The 26,503-nt window shown below is 49.4% G+C and carries 24 protein-coding genes; 7 read left to right on the top strand and 17 right to left on the bottom strand.

The genetic code is table 11. The features are described from left to right. Positions 1-2 precede the first annotated feature (2 nt). The 3 genes from L0Y31_RS20665 to L0Y31_RS20655 are packed head-to-tail and all read right to left on the bottom strand — an operon-like array spanning position 3 to position 1,818. Positions 3-716: a hypothetical protein gene (locus L0Y31_RS20665; RefSeq protein ID WP_234734983.1), complete on the bottom strand. Its 714-nt coding sequence runs from the start codon at positions 714-716 to the stop codon at positions 3-5. 11 nt (positions 717-727) lie between these two features. Then, on the bottom strand, positions 728-1,477 hold the full coding sequence (locus L0Y31_RS20660) for a hypothetical protein (RefSeq protein ID WP_234734982.1): 750 nt from the start codon (positions 1,475-1,477) through the stop codon (positions 728-730). An 8-nt stretch (positions 1,478-1,485) separates the two neighbouring features. Beyond that, positions 1,486-1,818: a PKD domain-containing protein gene (locus L0Y31_RS20655; protein ID WP_234734981.1), complete on the bottom strand. Its 333-nt coding sequence runs from the start codon at positions 1,816-1,818 to the stop codon at positions 1,486-1,488. A 246-nt stretch (positions 1,819-2,064) separates the two neighbouring features. On the opposite strand from L0Y31_RS20655, the gene L0Y31_RS20650 reads away from it, so the two are divergent. Further along, positions 2,065-5,808: a PAS domain S-box protein gene (locus tag L0Y31_RS20650; RefSeq protein WP_234734980.1), complete on the top strand. Its 3,744-nt coding sequence runs from the start codon at positions 2,065-2,067 to the stop codon at positions 5,806-5,808. Between the two features lie 54 nt (positions 5,809-5,862). Here the strand turns inward: L0Y31_RS20650 and L0Y31_RS20645 are convergent, their stop codons facing one another. Further along, positions 5,863-6,297, bottom strand: coding sequence for a WapI family immunity protein (locus L0Y31_RS20645; RefSeq protein ID WP_234734979.1), 435 nt, complete (start codon positions 6,295-6,297; stop codon positions 5,863-5,865). Between the two features lie 381 nt (positions 6,298-6,678). Here L0Y31_RS20645 and L0Y31_RS20640 point away from each other — a divergent pair, with 381 nt between their 5' ends. Both L0Y31_RS20640 and L0Y31_RS20635 read left to right on the top strand, forming a co-directional pair. Continuing rightward, the gene (locus L0Y31_RS20640; protein WP_234734978.1) at positions 6,679-7,056 is read left to right on the top strand and encodes a response regulator; all 378 of its coding nucleotides are present in this window, start codon (positions 6,679-6,681) and stop codon (positions 7,054-7,056) included. 101 nt (positions 7,057-7,157) lie between these two features. Further along, positions 7,158-7,919 (top strand): MBL fold metallo-hydrolase, encoded by a 762-nt coding sequence (locus tag L0Y31_RS20635; protein WP_234734977.1) that lies wholly within the window; start codon positions 7,158-7,160, stop codon positions 7,917-7,919. Here the strand turns inward: L0Y31_RS20635 and L0Y31_RS20630 are convergent. After that, positions 7,916-9,103 (bottom strand): AGE family epimerase/isomerase, encoded by a 1,188-nt coding sequence (locus tag L0Y31_RS20630; RefSeq protein ID WP_234734976.1) that lies wholly within the window; start codon positions 9,101-9,103, stop codon positions 7,916-7,918. The two genes, L0Y31_RS20635 and L0Y31_RS20630, sit on opposite strands and share 4 nt — an antisense overlap. A gap of 78 nt (positions 9,104-9,181) precedes the next feature. Then, on the bottom strand, positions 9,182-9,454 hold the full coding sequence (locus L0Y31_RS20625) for a hypothetical protein (protein ID WP_234734975.1): 273 nt from the start codon (positions 9,452-9,454) through the stop codon (positions 9,182-9,184). 94 nt (positions 9,455-9,548) lie between these two features. Here L0Y31_RS20625 and L0Y31_RS20620 point away from each other — a divergent pair, with 94 nt between their 5' ends. Continuing rightward, on the top strand, positions 9,549-11,150 hold the full coding sequence (locus L0Y31_RS20620; RefSeq protein WP_234734974.1) for an NFACT RNA binding domain-containing protein: 1,602 nt from the start codon (positions 9,549-9,551) through the stop codon (positions 11,148-11,150). A gap of 12 nt (positions 11,151-11,162) precedes the next feature. Here the strand turns inward: L0Y31_RS20620 and L0Y31_RS20615 are convergent, their stop codons facing one another. The 3 genes from L0Y31_RS20615 to L0Y31_RS20605 are packed head-to-tail and all read right to left on the bottom strand — an operon-like array spanning position 11,163 to position 14,340. After that, positions 11,163-11,582 carry a VOC family protein gene (locus L0Y31_RS20615; protein ID WP_234734973.1) on the bottom strand — a complete coding sequence of 140 codons (420 nt, stop codon included), beginning with the start codon at positions 11,580-11,582 and terminating at the stop codon, positions 11,163-11,165. Positions 11,583-11,626: 44 nt separating this feature from the next. Further along, entirely contained in the window at positions 11,627-13,627 is a 2,001-nt protein-coding gene (locus tag L0Y31_RS20610) for a M1 family aminopeptidase (RefSeq protein WP_234734972.1), read from the bottom strand. An 11-nt stretch (positions 13,628-13,638) separates the two neighbouring features. Next, complete coding sequence (locus L0Y31_RS20605; protein ID WP_234734971.1) at positions 13,639-14,340, bottom strand: DUF4230 domain-containing protein; 702 nt, start codon at positions 14,338-14,340, stop codon at positions 13,639-13,641. Positions 14,341-14,425: 85 nt separating this feature from the next. On the opposite strand from L0Y31_RS20605, the gene L0Y31_RS20600 reads away from it, so the two are divergent. From L0Y31_RS20600 to miaA, 3 genes are all read left to right on the top strand, one after another. Continuing rightward, entirely contained in the window at positions 14,426-15,340 is a 915-nt protein-coding gene (locus L0Y31_RS20600) for a hypothetical protein (protein WP_234734970.1), read from the top strand. A 75-nt stretch (positions 15,341-15,415) separates the two neighbouring features. Next, positions 15,416-18,373 (top strand): sialate O-acetylesterase, encoded by a 2,958-nt coding sequence (locus tag L0Y31_RS20595; RefSeq protein ID WP_234734969.1) that lies wholly within the window; start codon positions 15,416-15,418, stop codon positions 18,371-18,373. A gap of 70 nt (positions 18,374-18,443) precedes the next feature. Further along, positions 18,444-19,367, top strand: coding sequence for a tRNA (adenosine(37)-N6)-dimethylallyltransferase MiaA (gene miaA / locus L0Y31_RS20590; protein WP_234734968.1), 924 nt, complete (start codon positions 18,444-18,446; stop codon positions 19,365-19,367). Positions 19,368-19,389: 22 nt separating this feature from the next. Here the strand turns inward: miaA and L0Y31_RS20585 are convergent, their stop codons facing one another. The 8 genes from L0Y31_RS20585 to L0Y31_RS20550 all read right to left on the bottom strand — a co-directional run bounded on the left by L0Y31_RS20585 (position 19,390) and on the right by L0Y31_RS20550 (position 26,402). Further along, positions 19,390-19,683 (bottom strand): rhodanese-like domain-containing protein, encoded by a 294-nt coding sequence (locus L0Y31_RS20585; RefSeq protein ID WP_234737216.1) that lies wholly within the window; start codon positions 19,681-19,683, stop codon positions 19,390-19,392. Between the two features lie 42 nt (positions 19,684-19,725). Beyond that, complete coding sequence (locus L0Y31_RS20580) at positions 19,726-21,648, bottom strand: T9SS type A sorting domain-containing protein (protein WP_234734967.1); 1,923 nt, start codon at positions 21,646-21,648, stop codon at positions 19,726-19,728. 2 nt (positions 21,649-21,650) lie between these two features. Next, positions 21,651-22,436 (bottom strand): PASTA domain-containing protein, encoded by a 786-nt coding sequence (locus L0Y31_RS20575; RefSeq protein ID WP_234734966.1) that lies wholly within the window; start codon positions 22,434-22,436, stop codon positions 21,651-21,653. Between the two features lie 55 nt (positions 22,437-22,491). Beyond that, positions 22,492-23,082, bottom strand: a complete 591-nt coding sequence (locus tag L0Y31_RS20570) for a riboflavin synthase (RefSeq protein WP_234734965.1) — start codon at positions 23,080-23,082, stop codon at positions 22,492-22,494. A gap of 65 nt (positions 23,083-23,147) precedes the next feature. Next, positions 23,148-23,924, bottom strand: coding sequence for a class I SAM-dependent DNA methyltransferase (locus tag L0Y31_RS20565; protein WP_234734964.1), 777 nt, complete (start codon positions 23,922-23,924; stop codon positions 23,148-23,150). Between the two features lie 77 nt (positions 23,925-24,001). Next, entirely contained in the window at positions 24,002-24,931 is a 930-nt protein-coding gene (locus L0Y31_RS20560; RefSeq protein WP_234734963.1) for a glycosyltransferase family 2 protein, read from the bottom strand. 11 nt (positions 24,932-24,942) lie between these two features. Further along, positions 24,943-26,034: a DegT/DnrJ/EryC1/StrS family aminotransferase gene (locus L0Y31_RS20555; RefSeq protein WP_234734962.1), complete on the bottom strand. Its 1,092-nt coding sequence runs from the start codon at positions 26,032-26,034 to the stop codon at positions 24,943-24,945. Next, on the bottom strand, positions 26,031-26,402 hold the full coding sequence (locus L0Y31_RS20550) for a sugar 3,4-ketoisomerase (protein ID WP_234734961.1): 372 nt from the start codon (positions 26,400-26,402) through the stop codon (positions 26,031-26,033). Before L0Y31_RS20550 ends, L0Y31_RS20555 begins: the two co-directional genes overlap by 4 nt. Positions 26,403-26,503 lie beyond the last annotated feature (101 nt).

The raw sequence follows: 26,503 nt of genomic DNA, 5'->3' as shown, positions 1-26,503 counted from the left end.
TGTTACCGATTCGGAGTTACAATAACCGACAAGTTCCGAAAGGCAGTCCAGACACCCGAGGAAATAAAGCCAATTCCATCTCCTGAAAAAGGGCGGAAAGGATACGGACTACTCTCTACTTCTTTGCCGTTGATGTAAAAATGCAGGCGCTCTTCCCGCTTCTCGAGCCGAAGCCTGTTGTGACCCGACTGAATAAAACCACCCATGTCGATGCTCTGACCAGGCATGTAGTTGGCGTAAGTTGTGTTGTTAATGAGCGCTTTAATAATAACTTCCCGGCGACTGGTCAGCATGAACTGCGTATAGTTAAGCGAATCTTTGACACCAAGCAGTAAGCCAGCATCCGGAACAACGCCGGGGTCAGTGAAAACATCTACTTGAATAACGAACGTTTTAGCCAGATTCAGACTAATGGCCGTGGGCAGTGGAATGTAGCTCAGAGCGGGTTGCATGGTGTTCGTGCGTCTACGGAATTGGTAACTATTGCCCCCAACCTCATACGCGTAGGCGCCAACATCGCCGGATTTCCACTGATTCTGATTATCTCTAAAGGTATCTGTAAAGCTAAAATCAGCTTTTGGACTGATTGGCGCAGCAGGTGGCTTGGCCGTTCGAATGCGTGTCCAGGCGCTACTGGCGGAGGAGGCAGCGCCTTTGCGTTGTGCAAAACCTGATTGATATCCTGCTAGAAGGAAAATAAGCACTATAAAACGCATAATCATTATACTTAAAACGTATACCGAACAACGGCTACGGGCTGACCAATCTGATAATCCATTCGCACGGCCAGCGCTCGGTTTTGCCGTTGGTTACGCGCCCCTTTCAGAAAAGTGGCTACTACATCGGAGGCCCAAATGACGGCTGCGAGCCGAGTGGCGATGTAATACCGCTGATGCGCCTTATTCGCTCGTTCGTAATACGGTTGCGCATCCGTAGTATTTTTTTGATCGAGGTACAAATCGTATTCTTTCCGGGAATCCCGGTGCTGGTTGATGCCGTAAATTATGAGGCCATAAGTCGCAACAGTCAGTAAAGGCCGCACGCCTATTTTGGGGCTTGGGTTTTGGACAAAAATATTTCCAATGCCGGGAGCAAGTGCCGATAAAAGAGCATAACCCGGTCCGCCGGGGCGTTTCAGGCGGCTGGTCCAGGCATGAACGGTCACCTGAATCTCATCGGTCAGTTCAAAGCCTTCCGCAAAAATATTCCAGCGTATACGCCGATTGGTTCCGTCCGTTATGCCCTTGCCATAGTCACCGGAAACCGCTTTTCGGCGGGGATAAAGTATGCTGCCATTGCGCTGTTTTACAGCAAAATAAACCGAGTCCGTTGGGGAAGCTCCGGTGATATCGTATAGAATTTCCAGCGAGGTATCGTCAATTGGTTGAACGCGAACATTGCTTACCTGTACCTGCGCCCAACTGGAAGATTGAAGTAAAAGCAACGATAAAAAGAGTGGCCAGAAAAAGTGTTTCATCCTAGCAATTAATTGGTTACGGTTATGGTACGGGTGGTTGTGAAGGTATCGTTGCACTGATTGGCCAGCGTAAGATTGACGGTGTATGTGCCAGGTTTAGTATAGATGTAGGTGAAGCGATTGCCAATTTTGCGTTGCCCATCGCCTAGGTCCCAGCCAACGGCGCCAATGTCGCCCTGCGGATCTTCCACGAAAAATTCAACTTGCAGACGAAACGCATTTTGGCCGATTTTGGCCGTCGGTTTTGTACAGGTTGCAAACTCTTTTTTCTCCAGATTAAAAGGCTCGCAGGAGGTACAAATCAATAAAAGAATAGAGAAAATAGGTACAATTTTAAGCATCACGGAGGGTTTTACGCAAGACTAAATTACGAAACTATTCCTGGATTTTAAACGCAGCTTCCAATAAAAGGAATCGCTGAAAACGGTTACTTAACCCTGAAAAAGCAAATTTTTATTCGATTCAGGCTATTTTTTGTATCTTCACTAGATGCATCAATGAGTAAGTGAATCGTTGGAAAGGCTGGGTTGCAAAGCTGGGTTTTTTACTTACTCGTTGAACTCATATTAAATTGAAAATTAGAAAACGTGCGCTGGTCTGCTAAAACAAAGGAAGAACTAGTCACCGAAATTCGGCGACTAAGTAAAGAACTTGATATTTTGAATACGCTGGATGAGTCAGCCCGGGCGCAGAACTTGCCTTTGTTTGATGTCCGAAAAACAGTTGACCAACTGAATTTGATTGGGTTAACCATCGAGCGGGACGGTACCGTTACGTTTGCCAATCAATATACCCTGCGCATTACGGGCTGGTCGAAGGAAGACATCGTTGGGACAAACTTCTTTGAAACGTTTATTCCAGACAGTGAACGGCTTCAAATCGAGCAGGACTTTGATGAAGCCATTGAACGGGGGGGCTTGCTGGAACAAAAGGAAATGAACCTGCTGGCTAAAAGTGGTGCGCTGCGGCATGTCCACTTGAACTCCTTCATTATCAATAATGTGGCCGGTGTTATTGCGTCATTTACGCTCATTGCGGAGGACGTGACCAACAAAAAGCGTGTAGCCTCGGCGCTGTCTTACTCCAACGCCCAACTTCAGGATTTGGTGGATAATACCAGTGACCTGATTCAACTGGTGACGTTGGATGGCAAATTTGTGTTTGTTAACCGCGCCTGGCGTGAAGTTTTAGGATACAGTTCGGAGGAAATTGCTTCGTTGACGTTAACCGACGTCCTGCACCCGGATTTTGCCGAAAGCACCTTGCAGCGGCTCAAGCGCGTGCAGGCGGGCGAAAAATTTCCTTATTTCGAGACGGTTTTTCGAAGCAAAAGCGGTAAAGTTATTTTTCTGTCGGGCTCAGTCAACTGTCGCTATGACCAAGGAAAACCGACCGTCTTTCGGTGTATTTTACACAATATTACGAGTCGGATTCGGGCCGAAAAAGCGCAGAAACTGTATTATAGCATCGCCAACTGGACCCTCAACACCCCTGATCTCGACGACCTTTACCAGAAAATTCACGACGAACTGGCTAATATCATCGACGCTCAGAATTTTTTCATCGCGTTGTATGACCAGGGCAAAAGTTACCTTTATTTTCCCTACTACGTTGACGAATATTTCCGGGGAAATGTGCGCTTTACGAAGCGTCGGCTTGGCAATGGATTAACGGAATATACCATCCGTGAAAACAGACCTCTGTTTCTGTATGAGCAGGATATTCAGAAGCTGGCCGATACGCACAACATCTATTTATACGGGCAGATTCCAAAAGTAATGCTCTGCGCACCGCTGCGGATTGGCGACCGGATTACGGGAATTATTGGCGTTAAGTCCTACGACAACGTAACGGCTTACAACACCCGCGATCTTGAACTGCTGGAATTTATCTCGGGACAGGTGGCACTGGCCATCGCCCGGAAGCAGGACGAAGCGGCACTGGGTAAGCAAACGGCCCGTCTGAATGCCATTTTCGATAGCAGTTCGCACTTGATCTGGTCGGTAAACAAAAGCTACCAGCTCACCTCTTTTAACCGAAATTATTCCCGGCTCATTGAAACGCGTTTGGGTGAAGTTCCGCAACTCAATATCACGACGGAAAAGCTGGGCTGGCGACTCATCGGTACCGCTAACCGGAAACTGCTAGAAGAGCGGTACCGCATGGCGTTCAGGGGATTACCGCAGAGCGTGGAGCTTCATTTCGACAGCTCAAAGAACGGTCGACACAATGGAAATGATGGGGAAATATGGCTGGAAGTAAACCTGAATCCGATCCTGCTGTCGGGTGGAATCATTGAGGAAGTATCGGGAATTGCCCGGGACATAACGGTGCGGAAGCGGACAGAACTGGAGCTGCGGGAAAGTGAAGAAAAATTCCGAGGCATCTTTGTTAACCTGCAGGATATTTACTGCCGTGTTGACCGTCATGGCCGGATCACAATGATTAGTCAGTCGGTTCTGAAACGGACCGGATATAGACCCGAGGAAGTAATGGGCCAGCCGATTATTAACTACGTTGACAAGCACGACGTTAAGCGGGCTTTGCTACGGGTTATTCGGCACAAAAGTTTACGGAATTTTGAAGCAACCATTCGCCGGAAAGACGGCACGGAGCGGCAATTCATGTTCAACATGCTCACCCTTTCAGACAACGGAGGGCGGGTTACGGAAGTGGCAACGCTGGCGCGTGATATCACCGAGTTGAAGCGGAATGCACAAGAGTTGATGCTGGCCAAAGAAGATGCCGAGCGTTCATTGAAGGTAAAAGAGCGGTTCCTGGCCAACATGAGCCACGAAATCCGCACGCCCATGAACGGCGTTATCGGTATGATTGATTTGCTAAATGACACACCTCTGGATCAAGAGCAGAAAGATTACGTCCAGACCATCAAACGCTCGTCGGAAACACTGCTTAATATTCTGAACGATATTCTGGACTTATCGAAAATCGAAGCCGGAAAAATGCAGTTGCACGAAGCACCGTTGCCTTTGCAGGAAATTCTGGATAAGCTGGTCGCTTTATTTGGGCAGCAGGCAAATGCCAAAGGCAATAAACTGATCTACAAGCTCGGACCTGACCTGCCCCAGTATGTCATTGCCGACCAGACGCGGCTTTTGCAAATTCTCTCAAATTTAACTTCAAACGCGATCAAGTTTACCGAAAACGGTGCTGTTACCATCCATGTATCGTTGCAGGAAAAACGGGGCAAGTTCAACCGCATCAAGTTTAGTGTGCAGGATACGGGGATTGGAATTGCGAAAGAAGACTTAGGGTTGCTCTTTAATTCTTTTAGTCAGGTAGATACGTCTTCGCGGAAATCTTTTGGTGGAACGGGGCTTGGCCTGGCCATTTCGAAAGAACTGGCGGCGCTCATGAAAGGCTCCATTGGGGTGGACTCGGCGGCGGGCCAGGGCAGTGTGTTCTGGTTTACCATTGAGGTGAAAGAAACGGCTATCAGCCCGTCGGCCAACATGGCGAACGAAGTGGATGTGCCCCTGCAAAACGTTTTCTCGACGTATAAGCCAGCTATTCTGCTTGTTGATGATAATGCCGTGAACCGGAAGGTAGCCAGCGAAATTCTCAAAAAATCGGGCTGTCGCGTCGATACCGCCTCCAGTGGTATGGAAGCCATCGAGCGGGTGGCGGCTTCGCTGGCGGTCCAGGGAATGGCCTACGATGTCGTCTTTATGGATATTCAGATGCCGGATATGGATGGCGTTGAAACCACGAAGCGATTGCGCGAGCAGTTTGGGAAGGAATTGCCGCCCATTGTAGCCATGACGGCCTACTCCATGCGCGAAGACCGCGACCGCTTTTTAAGCCAGGGGCTGGATGATTACATTGCCAAGCCAATTCGGGCCCAAAGCCTGATTGCCAAAGTCAAAGAAATTGCGGAGGCAGGAAAAACATTCCGGGAAGCGGCCGAGCTTCGATCCGCCCAGCAGCAATTTGTGCAGGAACTGGTGGTTCCTATGATTGATGCGGACACAATTGCTCAGTTAGCTCAGTTGGGCGGCCCAGACCTGGTCCTGTCGATTTACGAAGATTTTCAGGAAGAAGCAACGATGCTGGTGCAAGGTTCGCTGGATGCCTTTGCCATTGGTGATATCGCAACGGTTAAAAGTAACCTACATACGCTCAAAGGAAGCGCAGGAACGATTGGCGTCACCCGTGTTGCCGATGTAGCGCGGATTGCGGAAGCAAAACTGAAAACCAACGATACGAATACACTGGCCGAAGACCTGATCCAGTTGGAAAAAACGTACAAAGAGTTTTTAAGGGATTATAGCCCCGTCCTGAACGAATTACTGGCCACCGAAAAGTCGTAGCCGGAAAGAAACGGGCTCATCGGCCAACCGGTGCCGGTGGGTCCGTTTAAAAAATTACTCCCGAACCGGAAATTGCTGGAGCTGATTTTCCAGATCGTGAATGGCCATTTCTAATTCTTCGGGACAAGGGGAGACGGGAAGGACAAAAGGGCCTCCGTCTGACCAGTCCGGCGTCGCTTCACAGTCCAGTTTGATGTTTAGAATACGGGTTGGCTGTTCAGTGGTGACGGCGCTAAAACCCAGACAAGGTTCGGTAAAGGTCAATTTAGTCAGGGATTTGCACTGGTTCGCAATGGAGCGCATCCACTTGATGAGCATCTCAACTTCCCAGGTGGATAGGAGGGGTGCCGTTGTTGTGCTTTCCTGGTTTTGGAAGCGGGTTTTCAGGCTGACGTGTAGCCAGTTACGATCCAGAAAATGCTTGGCGTCGTTATACTCGTAATCCAGTATATCCAGCTCAAAGTAAGTGTTTGGTCCAGTTAGTTTCATAACGCGTAGAAGAAGGTTCAAGAGGATTTTTTAGACTTCGCGCTGATGAATTCTCTCTTCTGAAAACCGGGCGGAGTCGTTGTTACGAGGCTTGGGTTTCTAGGGGCGAATTACTTCCTGCGATTCAGTGCCAAAAAATAAATATACACATCCTTTCCCTAAATTGTTAATATTTAATATTAAATTTTTAAGAATAAATTGTGATATTGTCTTTTTGATAAGGAGTACCTTTAAATAGCTTCCTGCGTAAGTAGCAAAGTTTTTTTTGTCTTTCTGGAATAGTGACTAATTTCACCTGCTCAAACAATCTAAACCCATTGAGTTGCTCCCAGCGAGCCAAGGAAATGGGGACGGACCTACATAACATTACTGATAGCCGACATGTCAGCCAAACGCGTACTAATTGCCGAAGATAGCTCTGTTATTCAGAACCTAGCCCGCAAAATTCTGGAATTCCAAAACTACGACATCACCTCTGTAAAGAACGGTGAGCAGGTTTTGCAGATTCTGGACAAAGAAGATTTCAGCATTTTGCTTCTGGACATTAACATGCCCATTATGGACGGTATGGAGTGCGTTCGTCGTGTACGGGCCTTACCAGATAGCAAAAAAGCCAATGTGCCCATCGTGGCCATCACGGGCAATGCTAAGAATTACACAGAAGAAGAATTTAAATCTGCTGGCTTCAACGATGTGCTGGTAAAACCATTAAACTTCGATCGTTTGGTTGAAGTAGTCAATCAGTTGACAGATAAGTAGCTAAAGAAAAGAACTGAAACACCGGAGTAAGGGTACACGAACAGGTCGTTGTCCGTTGCTCCGGTGAGTCAGGTTGCTACTTTATCCTTTTGCCACTCATTATGCTCGTCACGCTGCTTGGAACCGGTACTTCATCCGGGGTGCCACAGATTGGCTGCGACTGCGTCGTTTGCCGGTCCGTTGATTTTCGGGATAAACGCCTGCGGACATCTATCCATGTTTCGGTGGATGGCAAAAGTTTTATCATTGATACGGGTCCCGACTTTCGTCAGCAAGTCCTGCGCGAAGGCATTCGGCACTTGGACGCGGTGATTTTTACGCACGAGCATAAAGACCACACCGCTGGCCTGGATGATATACGGGCTTATAATTTTCGGCAGGGATACGACATTCCGATCTACGCGCGTAAGCGGGTGCTTGATCAAATTCAAACCGAGTTTGCCTATGTATTCGCCGAAAAAAGATACCCCGGCATTCCCAGTGTTCGGCTGAACGAGATTGATACCGAGCCTTTTGAGGTGGCGGGTGTCCGTTTTACGCCTATCGATGTGCTGCATCATCGGTTGCCCGTACTGGGCTTTCGCATCCATGATTTTACGTACCTGACCGACCTCAATTATATTTCTGATCAAGAGTTAGAAAAAGTGTATGGAACGCGGGTTCTGGTGCTGGATGCGCTGCAACGTCAGCCGCATTTATCCCATTTTACGCTGGACCAGGCGGTTGCCCTCGTAGAACGGATTCGGCCAGAAATGACTTATTTCACGCACATTAGCCATAAACTAGGGTTGCACCGCGAAGTAGAACAGGAACTACCACCTTACATTCGTTTGGGCTTCGATGGGCTGAGAATCAAACTCTAACTCATCCGGTCGAGCAACTCCATGCAGGCTCTTGAGTTATGGTACGGACACTTCCACATGCTGATTTTCGCATCACCCAGCACGGCGTGATTGGCATCCACTCCGCTGAACCATTCGCCTTTTTTTGTGTCCAGTAAATATTTCTTGGTGAACTCCCAGCTTTGCAGCGCCTTATCAAGAAATTGCTTTTCGTTGGTTAATTGGTACGCGTTGTAAAACCCGACCATCGCTTCGGCCATCACCCACCACGACCGTTCCCGGTTGACATGACCCGTTTTCGGATCGTATTCATAATTTAAACCACCGTCGGCTTCGAGGCCAGTTGCTGCCGCCCGTGCCATCTTGATCGAAAGGTCTTTTATTTGCTTGATGAGCTTTTCATCGTGTAAAACCTCCGCCGACTCAAGCAGGAGCCAGGAGGCCTCAATGTCATGCCCGTAGGAAACCGCCGTGCGGCGCACGCGCCAGTCATCGTCCATAAATAAATTCATGCGGTAGGTTTTTGGATCGATGATATGCGTCAAAAACGAATCGATCAGGCCACGCACCTGTTTTCGCAGCCCCTCGTCAGGCCAAACGCGGTACAAGTTTGTAAACGCTTCCAGAATGTGCAGGTGCGTGTTCATGGTTTTCGTCTCCCGCTCGGCCTTATTACTTAAAATATAGTCGTCTGCTTCCGACCAGTCGCGGGCAAAAGCCTCGTGAAAGCCGCCTTTTTTGGCGTCAAACCCGTGTTTTACCATGAGTCCGTAAATTTCTTTGGCAAAATCAAGCGCTGGCTGGTGCTTGGCAACGCGGTAATATTCGCTCAGTCCATAAACCGCAAATGCCTGACCATAAAGCTGTTTTACAGGTACGAAAGGGCTGCCTTTGGCATCAACCAGCCAGTAGACGCCGCCAAATTGCGGATCTCTAAAATACGTTGTCAAGTATTTGAAAGCGCGTTCGGCGTGGGGGAGGTATTGATCGTGGTGCTGCGTATGCCGGGCGGCAGCCGCAAACGTCCAGACGATTCGGCTATTCAAAACTATGCCTTTGGGCGCGTCAATTTTGGGGGCATTCTGATAATCGACCTGGCCGTAGTAACCACCATTTGGGTCAGGGCCGTAGGTCTGCCAGTAAGCCAGAATATCCTTTAGCTCCTGGTTGAGCTCCTGGCGGATAAGGCGTAAATCGGGAAGCATGAAGGATTAAGGTTTAGCGTTTGAAAGCAAATGTATGAATTGCCTGGTTCAAACGTTAAACCCTGACGCTGGAATTGATTACTTACCGCCACCGCTATCACTGCCACTGCGTGAGCTGCTGTGTCCGCTTCGGCCATGCCCGCCACGTTCGTGTTCTAGCTCAGTCTTCGTTTTGCCCTCTGCACTATCTGGCTCATTATCACCCTGCACGGTTTTATCTCGGTTGGAACGCTCTTGCTCCATGTTCGGCTTTTGGCCGGATGTATCTCGTGCGTCAACGTTGCGATTGCGGTCCGAATTTGGTTGCTTGTTGTCCGAACCAGGTTGGTTCGTGGTTTTGTTGTTTGCCATAACGTTGTGCGAAAATGGTTATGGGAAATAAACGGTTAGCGGACTGAATTGTTCGGGATAGTGTACCTTTGCTGCCAGTAAAACGCTTACCTCTGTGCACACCAATTATTATTTTCTTCGTCAGTTGGCTCCAGCGCTGCAAACGCAACTGGTTGGTTTAAAATTGATGGAATGTTTCAGCCAGGATCGCGACGAACTGGTGATGGTATTTGCTCAGGCGAGAGGAAAACTGAATTATTACCGACCTTTCTACCTCAAAGCAACCTTACGGCCTGATTTTTCGGGGCTATTTTTTCCGGAGCAGGTTCAGCGAGCGCGTACCAACAGTGTCGATTTATTCGATGAGCTAACCGGCATGGCGGAACGGGGCGAAGAAGTTGATGGGAAGGTTGTAACGGGAGTGCGATCCTTTTTAAATGAGCGCTGTCTGGCCATTGAACTGGAAGACGGGTTTTCTATTCTGTTTAAATTTTTCGGTAACCGGCCCAATCTGGCCATTTTTCAGGGCGACAAGGTGATCGATTTGTTTAACAGCAAATTGGTGGAAGATAACAACCTGGTTTTATCCCACCTGGATCGGCCAATCGATCAGTCGTGGGAGGCATATGTGCAGGCCGGATATGATCACCGCAAGTTGTTCCCGACGTTTGGTAAAGTGGTTAACGCACACGTGCAGGCCCATCTGGGAAAAGACGAAGCGGAGCGTTGGGGCCTGATTCAGCGGACGGTGCAGCAGCTTGAACAACCGCGCTATTACCTCGTTCGCTTCGAACATAAGCCTACCCTGTCTTTACTTCTCCCGGATGACCCGGCGGCAATCAGTCAGGAATTTGACAATCCACTGGAGGCAACAAATCGCTTTTATTCGACCTTCATGGGGCGCAATACCCTGGATCGCGAAAAAGGAGAAGCCTTGCGGTTATTGGAAAAGCGGCTCAAACGCACGCAAGCCTATATTGACACCAACATGGACAGGCTTGTTGGCTTGGACGAAGCAGGGAAGAACGAGCAAATTGCGAATATTTTGATGGCCAATCTGCACCAGATTCCTGAGCGGGCTGATAAAGTGGAACTGTATGATTTTTACCGCGATCAACCCATCGTTATCAAGCTGAAACCTGATTTAAACCCGCAGAAAAATGCCGAGTCTTACTACCGGAAGGCTAAAAACGAAAAAATAGAACTGGAAAAAATCCAGGAGGGTATCGAGCGTCGGGAACAGGAATTGGCCGAAATTCAAGAACAGATTGCGGCGCTTCAGGCCATTGAGAACCTGCGGGAGTTGCGTAAATACCTGAAGAATACCAAGATTCTGAATGAGAAAGCGGCTACGGCTCCCAATCAACTTTTCAAACTAGTGGAAGTCGAAAACTTTGTCATTCTGATCGGGCGCAATGCCAAGAACAACGATTTACTAACCCAGCAATACAGTTTTAAAGAAGACCTTTGGCTGCACGCCCGCGACGTGTCGGGTTCGCACGTGCTGATCAAGTACCAGGCGGGTAAAAAGTTTCCGAAAACGGTTATCGAACGGGCGGCACAACTCGCGGCCTGGTACTCAAAACGGCGGACTGATACGCTTTGTCCGGTTATTGTGACGCCCAAAAAGTTTGTTCGAAAACCAAAAGGACTGGCTGAAGGCCAGGTTGTGGTTGATAAAGAAGAGGTTGTTCTGGTTGAGCCTAAAGGCGAATAAACACAGTGCTTGTTACTTCCCTCCCTGATTCAGCTCAATAAGGTAACCGTCGGGATCAGGAAAGTAAATTTGAACAACGCCGTCGAAACGAACCTGTTTGTGGAAGGTTACATTTTGCGCTTTCAAAAACTGCTCGGATTTGTCGATTGATTCCACAAAGAGCGCGATGTGGCTCCCGTTACGGTCGTGAAAAATAGGCTGAGTCCGTCCGGCCAGGAGGTGAACTTGCTGACCGTTGCCAATGCTAAACCAGGAGCGGATGGCTTTCAGATTGTCCGGAACCGGAATGGGTGCCAGCCCGACAATATCGCGGTAAAATGCAGTACTCGCCTGAATGTCTTTTACTTGCAAAGCCAGGTGGTTGTGGCCAGTGATGCCTAACTTGGCGGGTGCCGTTTGCGAAAAAGACACCGTCGCTGTAAGTGTACTCAAAAGAAAGAGGCAAAAAACTTTTTTCATCGAAAAGGAAAATAGGGTTATTTAACAACTAATACAGTTTGGGTCAGGCGTTTTTCGCCATTGTTAATCAGGAGCGTATACCGTCCCGTGGGTAAATGCATTACGTCCCAGTCGACCAATTTGCGGCCCGTGGGAAATGTTTGTTCTGGTAAGGCTGCCACTTCACGACCCAATATATCAACCAGAGCCAGCCGGGATTTGAACGTTTGGGTAGCCGCTACCTCAACACGAAGTAGACCAGTAACCGGATTGGGCAAAACTGTTATCGCAGTAGCCAAAACAGGCTCATTCGTATTGGTAACCAATGGGGGTGAGGCGTCTGTAACGGATGCGACACGCTTCAAAATCCAGTTGTTGGGATCCAGAACGATGGCCCTAGGCTGGGCTTTTACGGTAAAGTTGAAAGTCTGGTCGGCGCTGGCGTTGAAAACCGTCATGGTTGTGTCGCCTGCGGTGGTTGCAACCCGGACCTGAATGGGCATCATAAAGGCGGTTGGGTTGGTAGTATTGGTTGTTTGTTCCAACCGCAACTGCAAAGCCCATTGGTTGGGGTCTCCGGTGGGGGTGCCACTCCAGGTGACGCGGTAGGTTGGGTAGCTTTCGCCGTAAATCCATTGCTTGAAAAAATAGTCAAGTGACCGCCCATATACCTGAAAGACAATACCAGCAAAGTCTTCTGTAGTAGCCGTACTATAGGCACGTGACGATCTGGAATAGCTCTTTAGGATCTCTTTGAACTTGATGTCACCAACCATACCCCGAAGCATGTGGAGCACCACGGCCCCTTTGGCATACGTGCGGTTGGAGTTAAAGATTTCGTTCACGCTATTGATATTCTGCACATACAGCGTTCCCCGCGCGTTGTAAGCCTGGTTCATAAAACTATTAATGGTGGCCTGGTAGCCAGCCTGTCCGCGCACCGACTCCTGGTACAACGCTTCGGCGTAGGAAGCAAAGCCTTCGTTGAGCCAGATGTGTTCCCAGGTCTGGCAGGTGATTTTGTCGCCAAACCACTGGTGAGCAAGTTCATGCGCGATCAAGTTTTGCGTAAATCCGCCCATGGAGCTGATCGTCTGGTGTTCCATTCCACCGCCAAAACCGCATTGCGCATGGCCATACTTTTCTTTCAGAAAGGGGTAAGGGCCAAAATAATCGGAGAAAAAACTCAGCATACGCGTTGTTTCTTCCACGCTGGTCCGCAGCAGGGCAGTCGCTGCTTCCGGGTAAACATAATGCGTCACCGGCATCGAGTCTGTAGGCGTAGGACGAAACGTTTGGTCGATGCGGGTGTAATTACTCATGGCAACCGAAATCAGGTAGGGCGCGATGGGGTAGCGGTTGCGCCAGCGGTAAGTTCGGCTACTGTCGGCGTTGTTGATGATGCCTTCCAGCGTGCCGTTGGAGACCGACGTAAAGAAGCGCGGAGCCGTAATCCAGATATCGGAGGAGTCCGCTTTGTCGGCGGGGGTATCTTTGCAGGGAAACCAGTCGCGGGCACCGTAAGGCTCACTCAGGCTCCAGATTACCGGGTCGTTGTTGGGGCCGTGCGTTCCGAATGAAAAACTGCCCTGGCTGTTGTCGGGTTTCCCCTGATAATAAACAACCACGGTTACAAACTCGTCTTTAGCCAGAGGACGTGTCGGCGTGATAAGAAGCTGGCCTTTGTCTACTTGGTAAGTCAATTTTGCAGTCCCGGATTTTACGGAATCAACGCGCAGTACATTATTGAAATCCAGGTAAAAATAGGTGAGGTTGGCGTTAAGAGACTTGATCTTGACGGTGGCTACGCCCCGCAGGTATTGGGGAGTATACGTAATGTTAAGATCTAGTTTATAGTAATTAACATCAATGCTTGCATCGCCGGGATACTGCATTCGGGCGCCCTGTGCCCCTTTTTGCAAACTTCCAAAGCTACGTACTTTAGCTTCGCGACAGGCCTCTATGGCATCACTGGGCGTTTGGGCGCTGGTGACGAAAGGAATAACAAGAAAAAGAAATAAGTAAAGATAAGTACGCATAATCTGATCCGTTATTCAGGTGTCAATGTATTGTCGGGCAGCGCCTTTGGGTGAGCCTTGAGTTCATCGTAATGCTCGGTGAGGCTGTCAAGCTTTTGTTGTTCAGCAGGAGGAAGTTCAATCTGCCAGCCCATTGAATCAGCCAACTGGTAAATCATATATTGAATCTGATTGTTTGCAATGCGGGGCAGATCGCTTTGCATGGCCCGTTCGTACATGGTTTTTTTGGCTTCGTCGAGGAGGCGGGTGTAGTCTTCGCTCTTGAAATAATTCAGGTAACCCGGATCGATGTCGTAAAATTTATAGTCGGTATCAATGGACAGAATTTCGGGCTCGGGAAAATACTCAATAATGAGTTTTTTTGAATCGGAATTAGGGTCTACTTGCCGAAAGCGCATTTTCCCGAAATCATACCCAACCAATACCTTGGCTTTGGCAATGATCAGCGCTTTTTTTTCATCGTTCAGAATACCAAGAATTTTCTTGACATCCTGGTAACTCAAGATCTCCGAAAAGTAGCCTTCAGCCATTACTACCTTAAAAACTTTTTCGATACGTTCCAGCAAAAGGGTGGCTTCAATACGGGTTTCACGGGTCTGTAAGCCACTTTTCAGAGTCGATTTCTTTTGCTGAAGCCAATTATTGACCGCTATACCACCAACGCTTCCTAAAGCTAGCGCGAGTAGTATAACTAGAAAATTCGATGATTCCATTGAAAGATGGTAGGATAGTTGACGAAAGGTACTGAGATTTGCAGTTCTACCCAATACAGAAGTAGGGTTTTATAAACGTTTGCCTATGCGCTTATCAATCTATACGTCTCTATTACTGGCGGTGCTTATTTCATTGGCTTGCAAGCGTGATCGGGATCGGACACCACCCGAAGACCGTCTGGTTAGCGATCCAACCAATTTACCGCACCCATCTGCAACCTGCCGGATTGTGAAGGAAACGTTCAAAATGGCCATGAAAGATGGTGACAATTGGCCTGATGCCGAAACAATTACCCTGGATGGAGGTCAGAAAATAAAGGTTGGCCGGGTTCATACATTCACGTACCGCTACGACAGCCAGGGCAGAATCAGTGAGATTCGGACGGAAAGCAGTGGCGTTAACGAAGTCCTGAGTTTTGGTTATACTGCTACGACAGTTTCGCAACACCTGGTTTCCAAGCGCACCGATGGAACTGTTTTGACCGACGAAACTACAGTTGCGCCAATTAACAGCAAAAGTCACGTGACCGCCATGCCCAAAAGAGCGGGCGAAGCGCAGGATGTTTTTTATGAATACAACGCACGGGGCCAACGGACCAAAACGTATTATGGGAGTGTCAGTCTGCCAACGGGGCGCTTATACGAACACAATTTATACGAAGCGGGTAACCAAACGCAACAGATTTGGCTGTCAACGTATGCCACTGGCGATTCGCTGATTCGGTCGTATATCTACAACACGAGCCGGCCTAACCTGCCCTCAATCAATACAACCAATGGAAATAGTAGCCAGAATCTGCCCATGAGCGTTTTGCTAAGTAGCAAAGGCAATGGCTTTGGAGATGGCCTTCTTTTCGAAACGCATTACCACTACCTGTTTGATCAAAAAGGGTTAGTTCGCCGACAGATTACCACTGGTCTGGTGCGCAATCCGCAGTATCTGATCGAAGAAGTAAGGGGTGGGGTCAACGTGAGGGGTTTTGAATACGAGTGTCCGTAGCGTTTAATAAGTTTTAAATGACCTAATCGCCAGAGTCCGGTCATTTCAACAATCTTTGCAATTTAACTTAGTACTATGAAGCACATTTTACGAACCTTATTTTTCGTATCGTTTATCTGTCTGATAAGGCCACTTCAGGCCCAGACCCTTACCGTTAGCTCCCCTATTGAAGGCGCTGTTTATCAGCGTAATGCGCAGGATCAAGGCAAAATCATTGTGCAGGGAGACTTAAATTCACTTTCTTTCTCGCAGGGTTCTTATACAGCTACTGCCTCGCTTCGGAAATTGAGTCTTGATAACGGAGCGCCAACCGGCGATGCACCCATTACCATTACTTTAACCCAGCAGGGAACAATCTTTACCGGCGAGCGAACCGTAGCGAAAGGCTGGTATGAGCTTACAGTTCGGGCAGAACCAGGCTCGGGCAACCCTTGTAACAAACCCATCTACGAGAACAAACGGAAAGTGGGCGTTGGGGAAGTGTTTATCATTGCGGGCCAGTCCAATGCGCAGGGACTTAACGGCATGATGGCTCCCAGTACGCAGCTGCTGGATGCGGTTCGGGTATCGCCCGACCAGATTCCAGATTTTGAAAAAGAAGATCCGACGCGCCTGCGAGAATCCTACCGACGCATTAGCCGGATGGTTTCGGTGAAAGAGGCGGGAAAAATAGGACCTTTGGGCAACTCACTTTGGTATTGGGCGGCTGTGGGCGCTAAGGTTGCCCAGGCTTGTCAGGTACCGGTTGCTTTCCTTAATTCTGCTTACTACGGAACAACCATCACGAATTGGGCTACTTCAACAGACCCCAAAGCCCGTACGTCCGGTTTTGGTCAATCGGCAGACAATACGGTTGAGTCCAGAGGGTTTCAGCGTTACCGGCCTGGTGCGCCTTTCCACTTTTTTTCAAGTTTGTTCCAGGTTTATGCCTCGACGTATGGGCTACGGGCAGTGCTCTGGATGCAGGGCGAAACAGACACAAAGGCCGCTCAGGAAAAAGAACCTAGCTGGGCAGATCGCATCCTTTACGACGAAGCGTTGACAACGCCGCTGGCACCGTTGCCCCTGGGTTCAGGAAATGGCAATGCAGAGAAACGTTACATTCGCAACGCTAGCGAATACCAGCAGAAATTCAAATGGGTAATTGAGAAAACCCGCCAATTATTACCTAATCATCCCGTCCCTTGGGTAGTAGCCCGGACATCTTATATTGAAGGCAATGCCTCAGCAAGTGTAATTGGTGGCCAAAATGCGGTTTTAACCTCATCGGGTCTTAGCCAGATTTACGCCGGTCCCGAAACGGACGTATTTGGTCCTGCCTATCGCCGTACTGGTGGTGGTGAACCGACGCACTTCAACGAGCTTGGACTGGATTCAGTAGCAGCACGCTGGGCCAGGCCGATCATCAGTTTGTGTACCAATCCAGGCAGCGGTCTGGTTACGGTGCAAGATTTAGGGACTGAGCCCAGAAGCCTGCGCATTGCTGATAACGGAAAAACAGTGGAAGCGCCAGCAGGTTTCTCCTCTTATACGTGGGGAAGGGATTTCGATGTATTTGATGGGGATGCTCCCGTTCGGGCCAGCGCCACGTTTACCAGTCAGGCTAGTGATCCGCAGCAAACCGGCTTTTTAAAGGGTAAATACCGCGCCCTCTTGCGAAATAGAGAAGGGAACTATGTCCTGACGCAGTCAATAAATTACCCTTATGTTATTATGAATGATACGGGCGGTTGTACGCCTGTAAGTACGATGGGCCACGTGGACGGGGCTAACTGTGATGCCGTCAGTGGCTGGTCATTTACTTCTGGAGGAGGCTACTCCAACCTGGATATCTACATCAATAATCAGAAGGTGGCGACCATTACCGCTAATCAGACCAATCGGGCGGATGTGCGGGCTGCGTTTGGTAATGATGCGGGTATTCCCATCAATTGCGGGTTCCTCTGGCAGATTCCAGCGCAATACAAAACGGGTCAGCCATTGACTATTCTGGTTCGGCCAACGGGCAGCACGACAGCTCAACTAGGCGGCTCCAACCCAACGACAACGGCAGCTTGTCCGGGTACAAGCACACCACCGCCGCCAACGCCAGAACCACCAACACCGCAGCCACCGACAACAACTCCGGTTCCAACGACGGGTCATGTGGACGGGGCGAACTGTGATGCCGTGAGTGGCTGGGCATTTAAGAACGGCGGAGGCTATGTAGACCTTGATATTTATATCAATAATCAGAAAGCCGCTACGATCAAATCCAATCAGGTTAGTCGGGCAGACGTGCGGGCGGCCTTTGGTAACGATGCCGGAATTCCAATCGATTGCGGATTCCTCTGGCAAATTCCAGCACAATACAAAACGGGCCAGCCGATTACCATTGTCGTACGTCCGGCAGGAAATACGTCGGCTCAACTGGGCGGCTCTAATCCAATGACAACGGCAGCCTGTCCGGGTACAAGCACACCACCAACGCCACAGCCGCCGACTCCGCAACCACCAACGCCGCAGCCACCGACTCCAGAACCGCCAACGCCGCAGCCGCCAACCACGCCGAGCTGTAACTTTACGCATGGTCAATACCTGTTGACGACGAGTTGGGGTGAAGCAATTTATGCTCATGTTCACAACGGAATTCTGTTTGCGGCTCTACAGGGTGGCCAGAGTTTCAAGCCGCCTCATTGGTTGCAAGCGGTTGGTTTTGCGCAATATGCCTGTTTTGCTGCCAGCGATCCGCGGGCGCGCCGTGCCGCAGCGGGTGCAAGCGTTGAGATGCCATTCGCTGCCGACGAATTAAGTGTGTCGCCAAATCCGTCCAATGGTCGATTTACGGTGCAGTTCTTTGCGCCACGCAATCAGAAAATGACGGTTCGGGTGGTTGATCTAATGAGTCACCTGCTCTGGAAGCAAGAGCTAACGGGCGACGGAACGTACCACAAGCAGGAAATCCAGTTGGGTGAGTCCGTTACGGGTGTGGTGCTCGTACAGGTACAAACCGAAACAGATTCAGGAACGCGCCGTGTAATCATTGTGCGCTAAGCTTCGGTTGAATATTGCCTGCAAACCCCGCCTTTTCAAAAGGCGGGGTTTTGTATTTTTGTCCTCACGTATGACTAAGACCTTACTTGTTGTTGCCGGCCCCACGGCGGTCGGAAAAACGGCGCTCTGTGTTCAACTGGCGAAAGATTTACAGACTGCTGTTGTTTCGGCGGATTCGCGGCAGCTTTACCGGGAACTAACGATTGGCACGGCCAAGCCAAGTCCAGAAGAAATGCAGGGCGTACCGCATTATTTTATCAATTCACACAGTATCACGGATTTGGTGGGGGCGGGGCATTACGAACGGGAAGCGTTGGCCGTATTGGATCAATTGTTCCAGGAAAAAGAGATTGTTATCCTCTCTGGCGGGACAGGATTGTATATCAATGCGGTTTGCTTTGGCCTGGACGATATGCCGCAGGTTGACCCGGCAATTCGGCAAGAGTTGATGCAACGTCTCGAAAAGGAGGGACTAGAGCCACTCCAGCAGCAATTGCGCGAGCTAGACCCGACGTATGCGCAAACCGCCGATCTGCAAAACACGCAACGAGTGATTAGAGCGCTGGAAGTCGGGTTGGCTGCCGGAAAACCCTTTTCCTCTTTCCGGCGAAAGGAATCAGATAACCAACAGGGATCTACCCGACCTTTCAGAGCCATTTTTATTGCCCTTGACCGGCCGCGAGAAGAATTGTACGCCCGGATTGATCACCGGATGAACATCATGCTGGCGAATGGACTCGTTGATGAAGTCCGCTCCTTAACGCCTTACCGGCATTTAAACGCGCTACAAACGGTGGGCTACAAAGAAGTATTTGATTATTTAGATGGGACGTATGACGAACAGAAAATGGTTGAATTGCTCAAACGCAATTCCCGACGTTACGCCAAACGCCAACTTACCTGGTTTCGTCATCAGGGAGATTACCGGTGGTTTCAAGCCGACCACTACCAGGAAATTCTAGATTTTGTGGAAAAAAGCAGGACAGAATCATGAGCAATTCTGTCCTGTTAAAGGCTTAGAGCGCCCGGTAAGCCAAAATGCCGCCCGTTAGGTTACGAACATTGGTAAATCCGTTTTGCTCCAGGATTTGCTGGGCCATGGCGCTCCGTTTTCCCGAGCGACACTGAACGATAACTTCTTCGTTCTGAAGGTTTTCCAGCTCATCGATGCGGCTGGGGAGATCGCCTAGCGGAATGAGTTGGCCTCCCAGATTATCCTCATCATATTCGTAATCTTCCCGCACGTCAATAAGGTTCACCTGTTCTCCTTTGTCGAGGCGTTCTTTAAGTTCTTGCACCGTAATATCCATAGCTAGTTCTTTTATCGTTGCGTTGTAAAGGCAAAAATACATTTACTTTCTAATTATCAACTTCTGCACAACTGCCCTTTTTCCATCCGACAGCCGAAGCAGGTAAAATCCATCCGCCAGTTGGCTGAGGTCGGCCTGCTGCTGGCCGGCATGTGGGCGTATATCAAGCATCCTGCGACCGCTTAAATCCAGCACCTCCAGTTGATTTAAAAACTGATTATTCCAGGAGACTAGCCCTGTACTAGGGTTGGGGTAAACCTCCAATTGGGAAGCCGCATCTTCAACACCCGTAATAATTTCAGTGGCAGTGCCTCCCATAACCGGACGAATCATGGGCACGCCCCGAATGCCTTGCCGATCCGTTCCATACCAACCGGAGCCTTCATTGAACAAAAACTGGTTGGAAAAAGAACTATTTTTATCAAAACCGACCGCAAAGCCTTCGTTTCCCACCTGGATCTGCGTCCAGCCTACAAAAAAAGTGTCACTTACCGCCACTCTCGCATTAAGCGGAAATTCAACAAACTGGTTTCTGCCCGCTGGATACTGAAGCAGAACGGACTGCTGCGTTAATACCGTTCCGGGTTGGCCCTGATTGTTAGACATAACGGCAATCGCAAAAGGCTGATTTGCCGCGTCGGTTAGGTAAGGCACCAGATACATCCGAATGGCCGAAACAACATCAGGTTTATTTAGAACAAAGCGCATCATGAAACGCGTGTATTGGCGACCGCTCTGAATCGCGTATTCGGCCGTTCCGTCGTCATAAGCGTAGTAATTATCCAGAACAGTTACACCCGAGATGGTATCATTCCGGCGCAGGTTGATGGTTGGAATCGAAGGATTCTGGTCGTCCGTGGTCAGAATATCAAATTTGGAGCGTAAGACCGCCCGTTCACCCGAAAAAGTAGCGGGCAAAGGCGTCGGTTTAACAACCATTTTGGGCTGTGAGCTCAACGAACCAATACTTTGGGAGGCTGGCTCCTGAAAATTCTGAATAACCTGACCACTCACTTCATCCCGAACCGAAAACCGCAAGGTTGTAAAGTTGAAGTTGTTGAAGAGGTTGACAATATCGGTGCGAATGGTATCGGTCGTTTCAGCCGCTGGATTGACGAGGTATTGCTTCAGCGGCATGGCCGAATACCGCTTCAAATAAGGCGTAACTGCCTGACGGACGGCAATATCTTTGATGTAAATATCCCGCATGGAACGACCCTGGTTGAGGTAGATATAATCCAGGTGCCACATATCGAACGGACCGGAAGCCCGCCCAAAGGCCTCAAATCGAAACTGAAAACCCGCGTGGAAAAAAGCTGGATCGCGAACAGGTATAAACGTTTGGGTAAAGGTCGTGGTCGAGGTGCTGTCGGGGCCTTTCCAAACGGTTACCCACTGGTTCCGGTCGTTCAAAAATTGCAGCCGGAGCGAATCTTCTTCGTCGGGAAGTTCACCCAGGCCACGGCGTTGCCAGTAAAAACTGATGTAAATGGAGTCACGGGCAGCTCGACCCGCCAAATTGATCGGGAGCGAGGTTAAGGTATCGGTCGCCTGGTTACCCAGCGGCGTTCCCAACCCGTAAGGAACCCCATTGCCATTCAGCCCGTCAAAAGTAGCCACGTTAACCGACGGATGGTTGAGAGGTAACGTATTGTTGATGTAGACGCCACCGCCACTTTGCCAGAGAGCAGGGTCTGGGCGGTTGGTTGCTGTCGAAAAATCATCGAAAAAAGGAAGTCCCAGCGCAGCAGGACGCGCCGAAGCGGCCGGCGAATGTTTGTAATCTAGGGGGGGAGTAACCGGCACAAGCCGCAGCTGGGCGAAGGCTGCGTTGTTACCGATTATAAGCAGGAAAAAACTAAGCAGGCTCCAGCCAACAAATCCATAAAAACGGACAACCCGCGCCAGACTAGTTGGGTGTGGCGCGGGTTGTCTATGTAGAGTTAACGTAAAAAAATGTTTCATCCTTACTGGGTGTCATCGTTTTCCGCCGGACCGACGATCCATATATCAATGGTTTCACCGACACGGATCGTAGCTCCCGAACGGGCTTCAGGGTTTTGTCGAACCACGGTGCCGACTTCCTTGTCTGGAGCATCTACCGACAAAACACTGCCGAGTTGCAGGTTCGATCCTTTAATGACAGCGGTGGCTTCGTCACGTGGCATACCTACAACGTTAGGAACCGGGAACTTAGTATTCCCCAATCCATCACCAATATCCAGATCAATGTACGAACCTTTAGCGATGGGCGTTCCGGGAAGAACCTCATTGCCTTTGTGGAATTGTTTGATCACCGTTCCTTCGGCAATATCGGGTACATAACGAATCTTGCCAGGAAGTAACCCGCTGCTTTTGAGCACGTACTGCGCACTTACGTACGTCTGGTCAACCAGCTTGGGCATTGGGATACTAGGTGGATTCTTGGCAATGATGGTAACGTAAATCTTGCGCCCTTCTTTGACTTTCGTCCCCATTCTGGGATACTGGGAATAGACCGTCAACGGCTCTGCATTGACAACATACGTACAATCACTTTCCACTTCGAAACGCAGATTATGATCACTTAAAAAATCACCCAGCTCGGCAGTACTCATACCCTTCAGGTCGGGTACGGTAATGGTTTGGCCGTGATTGGTGGTGTAAGGTAACCAGACAAAGAAGAAGCCTAAAAAGAGAACTGCTATTAAACTAACAACAATCCCGATATGTATGAATAAGTCGGTTTTGGTCCGCGTGCTGATCTTCGCCATGCAATTTTAAAATGGGGGTACTTTTTGACCCGCAAAATTAACGGATTCAGAGGGTTTACTGGTATTGATTTAGCATTTTTTTTATATACTTCCCAACAATGTCAAACTCCAGATTAACCTGATCGCCCGGTTGAAGATCCCGAAATGTCGTGTGCTCATACGTATACGGAATGATTGCCACCCGAAACGAATCAGGCTGAGAATTGAAAACGGTCAGGCTAACGCCATTAATGCAAATCGAGCCTTTTTCAACGGTAATGTTATTTTGGGCAGGATCATACTGAAAATCAAAAAGCCAGCTCCCGTCCTGATCCGCTACGGCGGTGCAAATTCCGGTCTGGTCTACGTGCCCCTGCACGATGTGTCCGTCGAAGCGTCCGTTGGCCGACATGCAGCGTTCCAGATTGACGCGGCGGCCAATGGCTAGCTGGCCAAGATTGGTTTTTTTTAAGGTTTCTTCCACAGCCGTCACTGTATACGTGTCGTTTGCTACCTCCGTAACGGTCAGGCAAACGCCGTTGTGGCTCAGACTTTGGTCCACTTTCAATTCGGGAGCCAACTGGGAGCGGAGGCGAAACGTCAGATTCGTGCCTTCTGCCGTTGTTTCAATCACTTCGCCAATGGCTTCAATAATTCCGGTAAACATAGCTAATGCGTGAATGGGGCCACTGCGTGTTGCCTTATATTTCAAACAATTACAGCGTTGGCCAACTAGTGGTTAAAGACAGTAAACAAGGAACTTCCGAAAGGGGTTCGGGGAAGCAGGGTTTGCTCTGTCCGAACGATGCGGTAAAGCGTTTCGTTGACGAAGTTACCGGGAAAATAAACGTCCGAAGCGGGTTTGTCTGCCGATTGAAGCCCAACCTTAAGCTGGAACGATTGCCAAAGCCGAATGCCCAGAATCAAGGGCGAAAGAGCTAGACTCCAGTAGGTCGAATCTTTGATACGAAGGTTTGCTTTAGGGGCGAGATTTTCAAAGTCAGCCCGGACAAAGCGGCGCTGGCTGCCGATGGCCTGGTCGTGCGAGCCCCGAAAAATGTCGAAGGCGTTGTTGTTAGAGATGAGAAGGCCACCGGGACGAAGCCGCCGGGCGAGCTCCTGCATCAGCCGAATCAGGCCCGGATCGTCAAAATAGCAGAAGACATCGTTGCAAATGATCACATCAAATGTCTGGCCGGGCTGGAAATTAACCAGATTGTTCAAATTAAGCAGGCTTACGTCCAGGCCCCGCTCTCTGGAAAAGGCAACGGCATCTTCCGAACCGTCGATTCCCCGGAGGTCGGTATAGCCCGCATTGCGCAGGTAGAACAGTAAGCCGCCTGTGCCGCAGCCAGCATCCAGAATGCGAAGCGGCGCGCCTTGGCGGGTAAATTGTTTCCCAAACTGCCGCTGAATAGCCTGTAAAACCCGACCGTGCAGAATGCGATACCACCACAGCCGTTGCTCCAGCCGAAACATTTTTTCGTATTCGTCGCGCTTTCCAATCATTTTTCTCTTGTCTCTGATCGCCGTTCACCGGGCAACGAATTATAAGCTGCCGATGCTGAGGTTGGGTTATTTTGCGGCTAGGCGCCGCTTTTAGACTGAGTTACTACTTTTTTAACTACGTAAGGCGGTAAGCCGCTCTGCATCATAAAGAGCTTTCCTAGATACTCACTCATTACGCCTAAAAAGACGCTGAGGAAACCCGTTAGCAGAAACAGAGCCGCCAGGATAATTGCCCAGCCCGCCACTGGAAAGCCGCTCAAAGCGGTAATGGCAAGCCCGATCATGGCCATTATACCTAACCCAAACAACAACAAACCTAAAATCGTAAACAAGCGTAGAGGCAAAGGAGAATAACAGACCAATACGTTAATAAACAGGGAAATAAGCTTGTTGAGTGTGTAGTTAGATTGCCCTTCCTGTCGTTTTTGGTGCACCACTTCAATCGTACCAACATTGCGGGTAACCCGAAAAATGAGTCCATCAATGTAGGGGTAAGGCCCGGTATATTTTCGAATCTCGTCAATCACCTCGCGGCGAATCAACTTGAAACTGGATAAATAAAGATCCTTTGGCTTTTTAAGTAAGTAAGTGGCTAGTGCGTTGGTCAGGTCGCTGCCTAAATTGCGAAACCAGTGGTGCTGTTTGGAGGCATAATAGCTGTAAACAACGTCGTAATTGCCTTGCTGGGCAGCCTGAACCAGTTTCAGAATTTCTTCCGGCGGGTTTTGGAAATCATCGTCAATAACAACGGCAAAATCCCCGCTCGTGTGATTCAACCCGCACAAAACGGCATTGAACTCCCCGAAATTTTTTCGTAGCGCCACAAAAACGACATTTGTATAGCGATTGGCCAACTCTTCGCCGACCTGCTCGGAGCGGTCACGGCTGCCATCATTCACCAAAATTACTTCAAAAGAATACCCCGCCAACGCTGTCTGGAGTTTGTCAACGAGAGGAGCCAGCGTTGTTTCACTGTTATAAACGGGTATGACGACAGAAAGCAGCAAATAAGTATGGATTAGACAGAAAAACGGTTAATTGCTTCGATGACCTGAAGAATTTCCTCATCACGATGAACGGGGCTAAGCGGCAGGCTAATGACTTCCTGGTGGATTTTCTCCGTGATGGGGAGCGAAAAATCCCGCCACTCGGCATAGGCCTTTTGCTGGTGCGGGGGCACCGGATAATGAACAACAGTCTGGATTCCAAGCTCTTTCAGGTAATCAATCAGTTGTTCGCGTTTTGGATGACGAATCACAAAGATATGCCAGGCGTCCTGATCCAGGGTAGTGCGGGCAGGGAGCGTAACATCAGGGTGGTTGATTCCATCCAGATACAACCGGGCCTGCTGCTGGCGCCGTTGATTTTCGGCTTCTAAAAACGGCAGTTTAGCGGATAGAATGGCGGCCTGAATCTCGTCCAGACGGCTATTCAAACCGATATAATCATTAAAATACTTGACGTTGGACCCGTAATTGCGGAGGTAACTCAGCCGTTCGGCCAGCGCCGGGTCATTGGTCGTAATGGCCCCGCCGTCGCCTAACGCGCCCAGATTTTTACTCGGATAAAAACTAAATCCGGCGGCATCTCCCAGGTTGCCAGCTTTCTTACCCGCGTAGCGAGCACCGTGGGCCTGGGCGGCATCCTCGATTATTTTTAGACCATATTTTTGCGCCAACTGCTGGATTGGCTGCATGTCGCAGCATTTTCCGTACAGATGTACAGCCAGGATGGCTTTGGTTTTAGGCGTAATTTTGGCTTCAATTAACGCCGGGTCAATCAGGTACGTGCTTAGATCCGGTTCCACCAGAACGGGGGTCAGACCCGCGTGCGTCACGGCCAGAATGGAAGCAATATAGGTATTGGCAGGGACAATGACTTCACTCTCCGGCGGAAACTCGTAGGCTTTTAAAATTAGCGTCAGGGCATCAAGGCCATTGGCAACGCCAACACAATACTGGGTCTCGCAATAAGCGGCGAAGGCCTCTTCAAAAGCCTTTCCTTCTTTGCCTAAAATGTACCACCCCGATTGCACTACCCGTTCAATAGACCCATCGATGCGTTCCCGATGGGGCGCATTGACCTGATACAAATCCAGAAAGGAAATCATGCGTTTTCGTATTTCTCGTAAATATAATCGGCTTTGTCATAGACTTCGTTTGACAAAACCAGAAGGATAGAACCTTCACTGAAATTATCCATGAAGTGCCAGTCTTTGGGTTCTAGAATTAAACATTTGTGCGGTTTATCCAACCAGATGTGTTCATCGGTTTGGCCGTCGTTGACGTAGACGCGGCAGCTGCCATTGAGGCAAATCAGGGCATTCCAGGTCTTGTGGTGTCGGTGCCCGGCCCGGACGCAATCGTCAGCTCCGTAGATGTAAAAGGCTCGTTTGATAGCACCCGGAATGATCTTTTCAAATACGGTTAAATTACCAGAGTCAGACGAAAAAGTACTTAATTCTAGAAGTTGAGCCATAAGCAAGGAAGTGGCCGAAGAAGATTACAAAGTTAGACTAAGAGTGGAAATTAGCACGAAAGTCACTAAAATCAGCGCGTTGGCTACTTTTTTACCTAATG

It is taken from the genome of Tellurirhabdus bombi (assembly GCF_021484805.1).
Classification (GTDB): Bacteria; Bacteroidota; Bacteroidia; order Cytophagales; family Spirosomataceae; genus Tellurirhabdus; species Tellurirhabdus bombi.
This window is presented reverse-complemented; position numbering and strand designations above follow the sequence as displayed.